Source organism: Pseudomonas sp. IT-P260 (assembly GCF_949768395.1).
GTDB lineage: Bacteria > Pseudomonadota > Gammaproteobacteria > Pseudomonadales > Pseudomonadaceae > Aquipseudomonas > Aquipseudomonas parakoreensis.
In genome coordinates this window covers 98,756-112,140 of record NZ_CATKPO010000043.1, presented here as the reverse complement: position 1 = coordinate 112,140, position 13,385 = coordinate 98,756, and the positions used below count along the sequence as shown (strand labels likewise).

Annotated in this window: 9 protein-coding genes; 4 read left to right on the top strand and 5 right to left on the bottom strand. The window is 62.6% G+C overall.

The genetic code is table 11. The annotated features are described in order from the left end of the window. The first annotated feature begins 2 nt into the window (after nt 1–2). Together ACM6HV_RS24960 and ACM6HV_RS24955 are read left to right on the top strand one after the other, a co-directional pair. A complete protein-coding gene (locus ACM6HV_RS24960) occupies nt 3–2,531 on the top strand; it encodes a PepSY domain-containing protein (protein WP_414905543.1) in 2,529 nt (842 codons plus the stop codon). 365 nt (nt 2,532–2,896) lie between these two features. Next, nucleotides 2,897–3,298, top strand: a complete 402-nt coding sequence (locus ACM6HV_RS24955; protein WP_003221578.1) for an endonuclease domain-containing protein — start codon at nt 2,897–2,899, stop codon at nt 3,296–3,298. A gap of 16 nt (nt 3,299–3,314) precedes the next feature. Here ACM6HV_RS24955 and ACM6HV_RS24950 read toward each other — a convergent pair whose 3' ends face one another. The 4 genes from ACM6HV_RS24950 to ptsP all read right to left on the bottom strand — a co-directional run bounded on the left by ACM6HV_RS24950 (nt 3,315) and on the right by ptsP (nt 10,581). Then, a complete protein-coding gene (locus ACM6HV_RS24950) occupies nt 3,315–4,856 on the bottom strand; it encodes an alkaline phosphatase D family protein (protein ID WP_108181652.1) in 1,542 nt (513 codons plus the stop codon). 177 nt (nt 4,857–5,033) lie between these two features. Then, nucleotides 5,034–6,767, bottom strand: a complete 1,734-nt coding sequence (locus tag ACM6HV_RS24945; RefSeq protein ID WP_414905542.1) for a PTS fructose-like transporter subunit IIB — start codon at nt 6,765–6,767, stop codon at nt 5,034–5,036. An 11-nt stretch (nt 6,768–6,778) separates the two neighbouring features. Beyond that, nucleotides 6,779–7,720, bottom strand: a complete 942-nt coding sequence (gene pfkB / locus ACM6HV_RS24940) for a 1-phosphofructokinase (protein WP_414905541.1) — start codon at nt 7,718–7,720, stop codon at nt 6,779–6,781. Beyond that, nucleotides 7,720–10,581, bottom strand: a complete 2,862-nt coding sequence (gene ptsP / locus ACM6HV_RS24935) for a phosphoenolpyruvate--protein phosphotransferase (protein ID WP_414905540.1) — start codon at nt 10,579–10,581, stop codon at nt 7,720–7,722. The genes pfkB and ptsP overlap by 1 nt, the downstream gene beginning before the upstream one ends. Before the next feature lie 306 nt (nt 10,582–10,887). Between ptsP and cra the strand changes: the two genes are divergently transcribed. Beyond that, nucleotides 10,888–11,883, top strand: coding sequence for a catabolite repressor/activator (gene cra / locus ACM6HV_RS24930; RefSeq protein WP_131671431.1), 996 nt, complete (start codon nt 10,888–10,890; stop codon nt 11,881–11,883). 3 nt (nt 11,884–11,886) lie between these two features. Then, entirely contained in the window at nt 11,887–12,663 is a 777-nt protein-coding gene (locus tag ACM6HV_RS24925; protein ID WP_145597292.1) for a TatD family hydrolase, read from the top strand. Between the two features lie 95 nt (nt 12,664–12,758). On the opposite strand, the gene ACM6HV_RS24920 is transcribed toward ACM6HV_RS24925, so the two are convergent. Next, nucleotides 12,759–13,154, bottom strand: a complete 396-nt coding sequence (locus tag ACM6HV_RS24920; RefSeq protein WP_414905539.1) for a hypothetical protein — start codon at nt 13,152–13,154, stop codon at nt 12,759–12,761. Nucleotides 13,155–13,385: the final 231 nt, after the last annotated feature.

The window sequence follows — 13,385 nt, the reverse complement described above, 5'->3', positions numbered from 1 at the left end:
ACGTGTTGAAGAAAACCCTGTTCCAGTTGCACTGGTTTTTCGGCATCACTGCCGGGCTGGTGCTGGCCCTGATGGGCATTACCGGTGCCGCCTATTCGTTCCAGGACGAAATCCTGCGGGCGCTGAACCCGTCGGTGTTGCAGGTGGAAAAACAGGTCGCTGGCGTCCTGCCTCCAGTCGAGCTGGTGGAACACATCGAAGCGAACTCCGGCAAGAAAGTCGGCATGCTCTGGGTCGAGACCGACAGCGGCAACGCCGCACGCGTCTACTTCACCCCGCCCAAAGGCGAACGTCGCGGCGAGATGCGCTACTTCGATCCGTACACCGGCGAGTTCATGGGCGACGCGGTGGGCCAGGACTTTTTCGGTCTGATGCTGCAACTGCACCGCTTCCTCGCCATGGGCGATACCGGCCGCAACATCACCGGCGCCTGCACCCTGATCCTGCTGTTCTTCTGCCTCTCCGGGCTGTACCTGCGCTGGCCGCGCCAGTGGAACAGCTGGCGCGTGTGGCTGACCCTCGACTGGCAGAAAAAGGGCCGCAGCTTCAACTGGGATCTGCACTCGGTGGCCGGCACCTGGTGTCTGCTGGTGTATCTGCTGCTGGCGTTGACCGGGTTGTCCTGGTCGTACGAGTGGTACAACAAAGGTCTGACCAGACTGCTTTCCGATGCGCCGCAAAACGAGCGCATGCGCGGCGGTCGTGGCCCGGCGCCGGAAGGCCCGGCTCCCAGCGCTGACTACGCGGCGATGTGGAGCAGCATCTACAGCGCTGCCGGCCCGGGCCTGTCGGCGTATAACATCCGCATGCCGCCAATGGCCGGGCAACCGGCGACCGTGTTCTACCTGCTCGACAGTTCGCCGCATGATCGCGCGCTGAACCAGATCACCCTCGACCCGGCCACCGGCATCGTCAAACGTGTCGACCGCTACGCCGACAAGAGCTTCAAGGCACAGCTGTTGACCAGCATTTACGCACTGCACGTCGGCAGCTATTTCGGTCTGGCCGGACGGATCATCGTCACCCTCGCGGCGGTGTGCATGCCGCTGTTTTTCATCACCGGATGGCTGCTGTATCTGGACCGCCGGCGCAAGAAAAAACAGATTCAGGACGCACGCAAAGGTCTTCAGGCACCGGCCGGTGATGCACCGGCATGGCTGGTGGGTTTCGCCACTCAGAGTGGTTTCGCCGAACAACTGGCGTGGCAAACCGCCGGGCAATTACAGGCCGCCGGGTTGCCGGTGAAGGTGCAGCCGCTGGCGGACATCACCGCCGAGGAGCTGCGCGAATCGAGCAATGCGTTGTTCGTGGTCAGCACGTTCGGCGACGGCGAAGCACCGGACAGCGCACGCGGTTTCGAACGCAAAGTGCTGCGCAACGCTGCCAGCTTCGACGGCCTGAACTATGCGATGCTGGGCCTCGGCGATCGCCAGTACCCACACTTCTGCGGCTTCGCCCGACGCCTGCATCAGTGGCTCGGCGATCACGGCGGCAAGACCCTGTTCGCTCCGGTCGAAGTCGACAGCGGCGACCCGTACGCCCTGCGTCACTGGCAGACGCAGCTCGGCCTGATCACCGGACAAGCGCCGGTCGACACCTGGCAAGCGCCGAGCTACGACAACTGGACGCTGGTCAGCCGCGAACTGATGAACCCCGACAGCAGCGGCGCGCCGATTTACCTGTTGGGCCTGAAGGCGCCGAGTACCAGCAGCTGGCTGGCCGGGGATCTGGTAGAGGTGCTGCCACGCAATTGCGCGTGGGCGGTCGAACATTTCCTCGACGGCCTCGGCATTCGCGGCGAAACCCGCGTGACGATCAACGGCCTGGAAGAGCCGCTGGAAGTCGCCCTCGCCTCGCGCCAACTGCCCGAGCATCGCGCGCATCTGGTTGGCCTGCATGCGCAAGCGCTGGTGGATGCGATGGTGCCGCTGGCGATGCGCGAGTACTCGATTGCCTCGATTGCCGCTGACGGTGTGCTGGAGTTGATCGTGCGCCAGGAACAACACAGCGATGGCAACCTGGGCATCGGTTCCGGTTGGCTGACCGAACATGCCCCGGTCGGCGGCAGCATCAGCCTGCGCGTGCGGCGCAACAGTGGCTTCCACCTGCCAAACGAACCGGTGCCGATGATTCTGCTGGGCAACGGCACCGGCCTCGCCGGGCTGCGCAGCCTGCTCAAGGCACGCATCGCCGACGGTCAGCAGCGTCACTGGCTGCTGTTCGGCGAGCGCAATCGCGAGCACGATTTCCTCTGCCGCGCGGAGCTGGAAGAGTGGTTGATCAATGGCGATCTGGCGCGACTGGATCTGGCGTTTTCGCGGGATCAGGCGCAAAAGATTTACGTGCAGGATCGCCTGCGCGAATCCGCTGACGAACTGAAGAAATGGCTGGCTGACGGTGCGGTGATCTACATCTGCGGCAGCCTGCAGGGCATGGCCGCCGGCGTCGATCAGGCACTCAACGACATCCTCGGTACCACCGAAGTCGAACGTCTGATCGAACAGGGCCGCTATCGCCGCGACGTTTATTGACTCAGCCAAAGAGCCCCTCACCCTAACCCTCTCCCGGAGGGAGAGGGGACTGATTGGGGGATGCCGGATAAATACGCCGACCTGAAGGTGATGTACCGAATCCGTAATCGACTCGGTCTTTCAGGTCGATGTACAACTCGATACAACTCCGTAGGCTCCCTCTCCCCGAAAAAGAGGGGGCTGATTGGGGATGCCGAATTACGCCGCTATGAAGGTGATTCACCGAATCCATAATCGACTCGGTCTTTCAGGTCGATGTACAACTCGATACAACTCCGTAGGCTCCCTCTCCCTCCGGGAGAGGGCTGGGGTGAGGGTCCTCGTCTACAGTGAGATTTCCAGCCACTTCACAAGGATCGTGAAGCATGCAAAATCGCCTCACTCTCGCTCAGTTCGCCCGCCAGTTACGCAGCAGCCAAACCGATTGCGAACAATTACTCTGGCAAAAGCTTCGTTCACGCCAAGTCGCCAATCTGAAATTCCGCAGGCAGTTTCCATGTCCGCCCTATGTCCTGGATTTTTACTGCGTAGAGCTGAAACTGGCGATTGAGCTGGATGGGGGTCAACACTATGAAATAGCGGGCTTGATCCACGATCAACGTCGGACGCTTTTCCTGGAACGTCAGGGCATTGAAGTTGTGCGATTCAGTAATCTCGAAGTAATGCAGCAGATGGATGATGTACTGGAGCAAATCACAAGAATTGCCGCGAATCGAAAAACACCCTCACCCTCCAAGCGGTCCGACATTTCGGGAGGGCCGGGGTGAGGGTTGTTTTTGATCTTCAAACTGGCTGCAATTTCTGCTCGAAAACCGCTACCCCATTCAAATCTCGCAACACCACACTCATCTCCCCGCTCTGCCCTTCGATGTTCACCTCGCCAAAGAACTGAAACCCGGCAAACGGTGAAGCGTTCTGCGTCGGTGGTGCTTTCTGGAACACCACTTCCGGGCCAAAGGTCTTGTCCAGCGGATTAGGCCCGAAACTGCCGGCATTCAGCGGCCCGGCGACAAATTCCCAGAACGGTTCGAAATCCTGAAACGCCGCGCGATCCGGGTGGTAATGATGCGCCGCGCAGTAATGCACGTCCGCGGTCAGAAACACGAAATTGCGCACATGCTGCGCCCGCAGAAAACCGAGCAGTTCGGCGACTTCCAGCTCTCGTCCCTGAGCCGGGCCGGGATCACCGTTGGCCACCGCTTCCCAGCGTGCGACGCCCGGGCTGACCTCGCCGTCTGGAACGCCGAGGCCGATCGGCATGTCGGCGGCGATCACCTTCCACTGTGCCTTGGAGTGCTTCAAGCCACGCTTGAGCCAGTCCAGTTGTTCACGTCCCAAAAACGGTTTGGCCGCGCCAAGGTTGTCGTCGTTGGCCCCGCGATAGCTGCGCATGTCGAGCACGAACACGTCGAGCATCGGCCCGTAGCTGAGCTTGCGATAAATCCGCCCGCCGCCATCGGCCGCCTGCAAACGCATCGGCGAATATTCCAGCCAGGCCTTGCGCGCACGGCCGACCAGGGTGTGGATATCTTTCTCTTGATAACGCTCGTCAAGCTGCTTGCCCGGCGACCAGTTGTTGACCACTTCGTGGTCGTCCCACTGCCAGATCTGCGGTACTTCGGCGTTGAAGCGGCGAATGTTTTCATCCATCAGGTTGTAGCGGTAATTGCCGCGATAGTCGTCGAGGGTCTGCGCCACTTTGCTCTTGGCCTCGGTGGTGAGGTTGCGCCAGATCCGCCCGCCTTCGGTGGTCACTTGCGCCGGCACCGGGCCGTCGGCGTAGATGGTGTCGCCGCTGTGGATAAAGAAGTCCGGCAGGCGCAAGCGCATGGATTCGTAGATACGCATGCCACCGATGTCCGGGTTGATGCCAAAGCCCTGGCCGACGGTGTCACCGCTCCAGACGAAACGGATGTTGCGTCGCGCCTTCGGTGCGCTGCGCAAATGGCCGAGCCACGGCTCGCTGGCGACGCCGGATTGTGCGTCCTTGAAATACACCCGATAGAAAATCGCCTGATCGGCGGGCAGCCCGGTCAGTTCGACACGGGCAGTAAAGTCGGTGCGCGCATCGGCCAGCGTCGAGACGACACGGCGCGGGTGGCGAAACTGGCTGCGCGTGTCCCACTCGACCACCATCCGCGCCGGACGGTCGCTGCGGCTCCAGATCATCGCGCGGTCGCCTTGCAGGTCGCCGGACTGCACGCCGTCGGTGAGTTGCGGCCGATCCTTGACCGACGCGATCACTGCCGGCGCCAGCCCCGGCATCAGCAGCCCGGCACCGACAACCTGCATGACCCGTCGGCGACCAATGTTGAAATCGCTCATGCGTGTTCTCCCTGAAAAAAGGAAAACTTAAGCACGGCTATATGAACTCGCCATGACACCACTAACCATTGTGGGAGCGAGCCTGCTCGCGAAAGCGGTGTGCCAGTCAACATACATGTCGCTGGCAGATTGCATTCGCGAGCAGGCTCGCTCCCACAGGGAAATTTGCGTTGCCCGTCAAGCCTTCGCCGGTTCCAGCGCCAACTCAACGGCTTCCGGACGCTTGACCGTCGCATAGACAACAGCCGTCAACACACTCCCCGCAACAATCGCCAGCAGATACAACAACGCATGATTGATCGCATTCGGAATCGCCAGCACAAACAAGCCACCGTGCGGCGCCATCAGTTTGCAGCCGAAGTACATCGACAACGCGCCGGTCAATGCACCGCCGGCGATGCTCGCCGGAATCACCCGCAACGGGTCTTTGGCGGCAAACGGAATTGCCCCTTCAGAGATAAAGCACAGCCCCAGCACCAGCGCCGCTTTACCGGCCTCGCGCTCGGTCTGGGCGAACTTGCGGCGGGCGATGAAGGTGGCGATGCCAAGCCCAATGGGCGGCACCATGCCGGCAGCCATGGTTGCGGCCATCGGTGCATAACTCTGCGAAGCCAGCAGCCCCACCGAAAACGCATACGCGGCTTTGTTGATCGGCCCGCCGAGGTCGACGCACATCATGCCGCCGAGCAACACGCCGAGCAGAATCGCGTTGGTGGTGCCCATGCTGTCGAGGAAATGCGTCAGCGCCGCGAGCATCCCGGCGACCGGTTTACCCACCACGTAGATCATCACCAGACCGGTGAACAGGCTGGCGAACAACGGGATGATCAGAATCGGTTTCAGCGCTTCCAGACTCTGCGGCAACGCCACATAACGACTGATGGCCTTGGCCGCATAACCGGCGATGAAACCGGCGACGATCCCGCCGATGAACCCGGCGCCCAACGTGCTGGCGAGCAAACCACCAATCATCCCCGGTGCCAGGCCCGGACGGTCGGCGATCGAGTAGGCGATGTAACCGGCGAGCAGCGGCACCATCAGTTTGAACGCGGTCTCGCCGCCGATCTGCATCAGCGCTGCCGCCAGCGTGCCTTCTTCCTTGAACGCGGTGATGCCGAAGACGAAAGACAGCGCGATCATCAACCCACCGGCCACCACCATCGGCAGCATGAACGACACGCCCGTCAGCAGGTGTTTGTAAACGCCGGTTTTCTCTTGCTTGGCCGGCGCCTTGCCGTCGCTCGCAGCGCTCTCCACCTGAGCTTCGGCGAGGGCTTTTTTCAGCGTCGCTTCGGACTGTTTGAGGGCAATGCCGGTGCCGCAGCGATAGATTTTCTTGCCGGCAAAACGCTCGGTGGCGACTTCGATGTCCGCCGCCAACAACACCACGTCAGCCTCGGCAATCGCCCTCGCGCTGAGCGGGGTTTTCGCGCCCACCGAACCCTGGGTTTCGACGTGCAGTTCATAGCCCAGACGCTTGGCCGTCTGCTGCAACGCCTCGGCCGCCATGAAGGTGTGGGCAACCCCGGTCGGGCACGCAGTGATGGCGACGATGCGTGGCGCACGTGGCGCAGCGGCAACCGGGACGGCTTCGCTGGCGAGGTAAACTTCAGCCTCTTGCGCACCGCGACGCAGCACCGCTTCGACATCTTGCAGCGCTTGCGCCGGGGCGATGCGGAACACGCGCTTGCCGACGAAACGCGTCATGTCGATGTCACCAGTGGCCACCAGCAGCACCCACTCCGCCGCCTCAATGGTGGCGGCCGACAATTCACGTTCCGGGTGCGCCGCATCGACCACTTCAACGCTGGTGCTCCAGCCCTGACGCTGGGCCGCCGCGTCGAGCAGACGGGCGCACAGCACACTGGTGACCATGCCGTTCGGGCAGGCCGTGACAATGGCTAATTTCATGACAAACCCTCTTATTGTTCTGTCAGGGGACGCACGCGCACGCCCTGTTCGAGCCGCGCCAGTTGCGCCGCATCGTTGATGCCGAAGCCGATTTGCGTCACCGCCATCGCGGCAATCGCCGTGGCCGTGCGCAGGGTCTGCTCGGGCGTGTCGGCACTAAGCAGACCGTGGAGCATGCCGGCCAGCAGCGAATCGCCGGCCCCTACCGTGCTGGCGACCGTAACCTTCGGCGGCGTGGCATGCAGCGCCGAGCCGACACTGAACCAGTTCACACCGTCGGCACCGTGGGAGATCACCACGTGCTCGATGCCTTTGGCATGCAGGCACGCTGCAGCCTGGGCTTCGGCGGCGTGGGAGACCACATCGCAATCGAGCGCATCGGCGAGTTCTTCGGTGTTCGGTTTGATCAGCCACGGGCGTGCTTCAATGGCGGCGCGCAAGGCTTCGCCACTGCTGTCGAGGGCGACGTTCAGGCCGAGGCCGTTCAGGTGTTCGATCAACTCGCGCAACCACTGCGCACTGACGCCACGCGGCAGACTGCCGGCGACCACCACCGCATCATGCCCCGGAGCGATCCGCAGCAGACGCTCAAGCAACGCCTGCTGCGCCGCCGCATCGACCACTGGCCCCGGACCGTTGATGTCGGTGATGCGCCCGTCGTGCTCGGCGACCTTGATGTTGCTGCGCGTCTCCCCCGGCACACGGATGAAGGCGTCGACAAAACCGCGCTTGGCAAACAGGGTTTCGAAGGCTTGCAGATTGTCTTCGCCGAGAAAGCCGCTGACCGTCAGTTGATGCCCGAGGTCTGCGAGTACCTGGGCGACGTTCACGCCCTTGCCGGCGGCATGGGTGTGCATCTCGTCGCTGCGGTTGACCTGACCGGCCTCCAGGCGTGGCAACTCGACCGTGAGGTCCAGCGCCGGGTTGAGGGTCAGGGTGAGAATCTTGGCCATTACAGGGCCTCCACTAATGCACGCACTTCGTTTGCGCTGCCCACGGTGAGGGCTTGTTGAGCAAGGGTTTGCGCCTGGGGCAGGCTGAGTTCGCGGATGCGCGCCTTGACCTCGGCGATGCTGCGCCCGGACACGCTCAGCTCATCAACGCCGAGGCCGACCAGCACCGGCACCGCCAGCGGATCCGCCGCCAGCTCGCCGCACACACCGACCCATTTGCCATGGGCATGCGCAGCGCGCACGGTGATGTCGATCAGTTGCAGCACCGCCGGGTGCAGGCCGTCAGCCTGGGCCGAAAGCGTCGGGTGACCACGGTCGATGGCCAGGGTGTATTGCGTGAGGTCGTTGGTGCCGACGCTGAAAAAGTCGACTTCCTTGGCCAGCACCGGCGCCAGCAACGCAGCGGACGGCACCTCGATCATGATCCCCAGTTGCAAGTCCGCGACCGGGATCTCCGCACGCAGGCGTTCGGTCATGTCGCGGGCCTGACGCCACTCTTCAACGCTGCCGACCATCGGGAACATGATCCGCAACGGCCGGTTGTCCGCCGAACGCAGCAAGGCGCGCAACTGCGCTTCCATGACCTGCGGACGCTGCAGCGTCAGGCGAATGCCACGCACGCCGAGGAACGGGTTTTCTTCCTTGGCGATCGGCCAATACGGCAGTGGTTTGTCGCCACCGACATCAAGGGTGCGCACCACCAGCGGCCGACCGGCGAGGCCATCGAGAACGCGGCGGTATTCGGCTTCCTGAGTGGCTTCGTCCGGCGCCTGCGGGTGGGCCATGAAAATCAGTTCGGTGCGCAGCAGACCGATGCCTTCCGCGCCCTGCTCGACCGCAGCAGTGACACCGGCGCTTTCACCGATGTTGGCGAACACTTCCACGGCGTGACCGTCGCTGGTGTGCGCCGGTTGATGACGTTGCTCGGCGGCAGCCTTGAGGCGCTGCTCACGGGTGTCGCGTTCCTCGGCGGCACGTTGCAGGGTCGCGGCATCGGCGTCGACGTGCAGGCGACCGCGCTGGCCGTCGAGAAGCAACGGCGTGCCCGGTTCCAGCAGCAGCACCGCTGCGCCCGCACCGACCAGCGCCGGAATTCCGAGAGCACGGGCGACGATTGCACTGTGCGCGGTGGCGCCGCCGCGCGCGGTAAGAATCCCCGCTACCCGCGCCGGATCCAGCCGCGCCACGTCCGACGGGCCGACTTCGTCCATCACCAGAATGTACGGCTGCTCCGGCTCGTTCGGTGTCTGCACGCCGCAAAGTTGCGCCAGCACCCGGCGACCGATGTCCCGCAGATCCGCCGCCCGCTCGGCGAGCAACGCGTCCTGCAGCGATTCCTGTTGTCTGGCTGCCGCTTCGATCACCGCCATCCACGCCGCTTCGGCGCTTTCGCCCTGCTTGAGGCGAGTGTCGACTTCGTCGGTCAGTTCCGGGTCGTCGAGCATTTCCTGGTGAGTGATAAAGATCTCGCGGATGGCTTTGGCCTTGCTGCGTTCGATCAGGCCCTGAATGTCACGGCGCACATCGTTCAGCGCTTGCTTGAGACGTTCGCGCTCGATGGCGGCGGACTCGCCGCGCAACGGGTAATCAATGGCTTGCTGCACCTGAATGTGCGCCGGTCCAATGGCGATGCCCGGCGCGGCAGGGATCGCCTGCAACTGCGCACCGGACGCCGGGGCGATCAGCACCTCGGCAATATCGGTGATGACTTCGCGTTGCTGACTCACGGCCGGCAGCGGTTCGACTTCTTCACCGAGGCCTTCTTCGATAGCGGCCAGCAATGCAGGCAAGGCATCGGCGGCGATGCTCGGCTCGGCGATCAACTCCAGCACCTGACCACGCCGCGCACCGAGGCTCAGCAGTTTGCTCAGGCTTTTCACCGACACGGCGCTGTCCGCGCTGTCGACGATGCGCACACGGATTTCGCCGTCAAAACTCTTCGCCAGTTGCGCAAGGATCTTCGCCGGACGTGCATGCAGACCGTGGGCATTCGCCAGGGCAATACGCGCGCTCGGCCAGTCGGCGGGCAGTTCGCCACCGAGCACTTCGAGGACTTTGCGGCTGCTGGTAGCACGACCCAGTTCATGGCCGCGACCTTCAATCAACAACGCGCACAGACGTTCGAGCAGCGCCTGATGCGCCTCGCCCAAACTGGCCAGGCAGAACAGACCGCTGAGCGGCTGGCCGAGGTAACGCATCGGTTTGTCCGGGGTGACGAACGCCAGGCCCGGGCGCTTCACGGTTTGCTCGCTGTGCAGCCACCACAGGCCATCACCCAGCGGCAGCGCTTCGACTTGTTGCAGCACACCGGCAAAACCGTTGCTCACACAATCGGCCTGCCGCAGCAGTCGTGCGCCACGCCAGACCAGTTCTTCGAAATCGTCAGCCGACACGCCGAGGCCGATCATCTGCGCATCCAGCGCCAATTCCTGCGGCGCACCTTGCAGCAGTTTCAGCAGCGCTTCCGGCGAGCTGGCGCGGCGCAGGGCCTGGCCCAGATCGGTCTCGCCGAGGGCGCGGGTCAGCAGTTGCAGCAGGCGCAGGTGTTCGTCGGATTTGGCGGCGATGCCGATCGCCAGATACACGATCTGGCCATCACCCCAATCCACGCCCTCGGGAAACTGCATCAGCCGCACGCCAGTGGCGAACACCTGATCGCGGGTCTCGGGCGTACCGTGGGGGATGGCAATACCCTGGCCGAGAAAGGTCGAGCCCTGGGCTTCCCGGGCCTGCAAGCCGGCGAGGTAACCGTCGGCGACCAGGCCATCGGCCACCAGATGATTGGCGAGCAATTGCAGGGCGGCGGGTTTATCCACAGCCGATTGGCCCATGGATATCTGCTCTATAGTGAGCTCGAGCATGCGATCTCCTTTTTGGCACATGGATGCGCCAGGATATTGTTTTGAATGGTCACAGCTTAGGCGCTGGTCAGCCTGCTTTTCAGCGGCCGTTTTGGCGGTTTCACGGCAGAACCGGCCAAAGGCGTCTAAAACGTAGAAAATACGCTTGCTGAAACGTTTAATCTAGATTGATCGGCACGTTACTCGATAATGTCTCATCCTTGAAGTCCAACTTGTCGGATGCGCTGCGACAATAGTCGTCTGCCTGAATCGGGTAGGATTGGCGAAAATGTCGCGGCAAGCTCGAAAAAACAAGGAAATACCGGGTTGAAACTCAGTGATATCGCGCGGTTGGCCGGAGTGTCCGTGACCACCGCCAGCTACGTCATCAACGGCAAGGCCGAACAGCAACGCATCAGCAACGCCACGGTCGAGCGGGTGCGTGCGGTCGTCGAACAGCACGGCTTCACCCCCAATCCACAAGCGGCCGGGTTGCGCAGTCGGCACACCCGCACGTTGGGCTTTATTCTGCCGGATCTGGAAAACCCCAGTTATGCGCGGATCGCCAAACTGCTCGAGCAAGGCGCGCGGGCGCGGGGTTATCAGTTGCTGATCGCCAGCTCCGACGATGCGCCGGACAGCGAGCGCCAGTTGCTGCAACTGTTCAAGGCGCGCCGCTGCGATGCGCTGATCGTCGCCAGTTGCCTGCCGGCCGGTGACGACAGCTATCGCCAGTTGCAGGCCAAGGGTCTGCCGATCATCGCCATCGACCGGGTCATGGAACCCGAGCACTTCTGCTCGGTGATCAGTGACGACCGCGAAGCCAGCCTGCACCTGACTCAGAGCCTGCTCGATCCGCAGCCGAAACAGATCGTGCTGCTCGGTGCGCGCCCGGAGCTGAGCATCAGTCAGGAACGTGCGGCCGGCTTCAAGCAGGCACTGCTCGACTTCAAAGGCGAAGTGCTGATCGAGCACGCCGAGTCCTTCAGCCGCGAATGCGGCAAGCAACTGATGGAAGAACTCCTGCAACGTCTGGGGCATTTGCCGGATGCGCTGGTGACCACCTCCTACGTGCTGCTGCAGGGCGTGTTCGATGCGCTGCATGACTTCCCGCTCAAATCCCGTCCGCTGCGCCTGGGCACCTTCGGTGACACGCAGTTGCTGGACTTCCTGCCATTGCCGGTCAACGCCATGGCCCAGCAGCACCAGTTGATCGCCGACAAGGCGCTGGAGCTGGCGTTGGCTGCGGTTGAGCAAGCCGAATACAAGCCTGGCGTGCAGGCCATCGCGCGGACCTTCAAGCAGCGTATTCACCGGGACTGAGCCGTGGAGCTGATCGACAGCCACACCCACCTCGACTTCCCCGACTTCGACGCCGATCGCGCGGCGTTGCTCGCCGAAAGCCGCGCTCTCGGCGTGCGGCGGATGGTGCTGCTGGGGGTTTATCAGGGCAATTGGCAACGGCTGTGGGATCTGGTGCAGAGCGATGCCGACTTGTATGCAGCGTTCGGTCTGCATCCGGTGTACCTCGATCAGCATCGCCCCGAAGACCTGCGCGCACTCGGCGACTGGCTGACGCGGCTGCGCGGCCATCGGCAACTGTGTGCGGTGGGCGAGATCGGTCTGGATTACTTCATCGAAACCCTCGACCGCGAACGCCAGCAAGCGCTGTTCGAGGCGCAGCTGCAACTGGCGGCAGACTTCGATTTGCCGGCGCTGATCCACGTCCGCCGCAGCCACGCAGCCGTAATCGCCACGCTCAAGCGCTTCAAGCTCAAACGCGCCGGGATCATCCACGCCTTCGCCGGCAGCCGCGAAGAGGCACGCGAATACATCAAACTCGGGTTCAAACTGGGTCTGGGCGGCGCGCCAACCTGGCCGCAGGCGTTGCGCATGCATCGCGTGCTGGCGGAGTTGCCGCTGGCGTCGATCGTGCTGGAAACCGACTCACCGGACATGGCACCGGCGATGTTTCCCGGCGTACGCAATACACCGGCACACTTGCCGGCGATCTGTGCGGCGCTCGCCGAGTTGATGAACATCAGCCTGGAACAACTGGCCGCTGCCAGCACTGCCAACAGCTGCGAAGTATTCGGTTGGTAACACGCCTTCTGTAGGAGCTGCGGCACGCTGCGATCTTTTGCTCCTCGCCCTTAAACAAGATCAAAAGATCGCAGCCTCGTTTCACTCGGCAGCTCCTACAGTCGGTTCGCATGAGCTCTGACTGCGTCGAGGATCAGGGTCATGTGCTGACGGTGGTGAAAAAAACGCAGCAGCGCGAAGTACGCGAAAAGCACGATCAGTGAAGCGTTCAGTTGCTCAGTCACACTGAGCAAGCCGATCCATTCCATGACCAGCGCCACCAGCAATGCGGTGCACACGGTTACCGAAGCGCTGAAGCGCAGCAATCCCAGCGAATCGAGGGACTTGAAGCGTTTGATCTGTTTCGGGCAACGCAACTCCAGAGTTTTCTGGCAGTGCGCGCAAGTGAACGGTTCGTTGATTGCGATGGCGTTGAGCTGCCATGGCTTGAGTAACTGCGTGGTCTGGCAATGAGCACAACGGCCCTGGACTCCCAGGGTTGCAACGGACATGAGCGGCCTCCTCGACGCCATCAGCGGAACACGGATACTGGCTCATTAATGACGAAAAGCCAGCCGTCGGAAGAAAACAGGAATTGGCTTACGCACGTAAGTATCAATGCATTACAAAATGTTCTGACATCTGCCCTGCTCCCCCTGTTGGAATGAGCATGTAGTGAGGGGATTCATCCCCGATGGACTGCGCAGCAGTCCCTGATCACTTGCAGGCATGGGGGCGCGGCA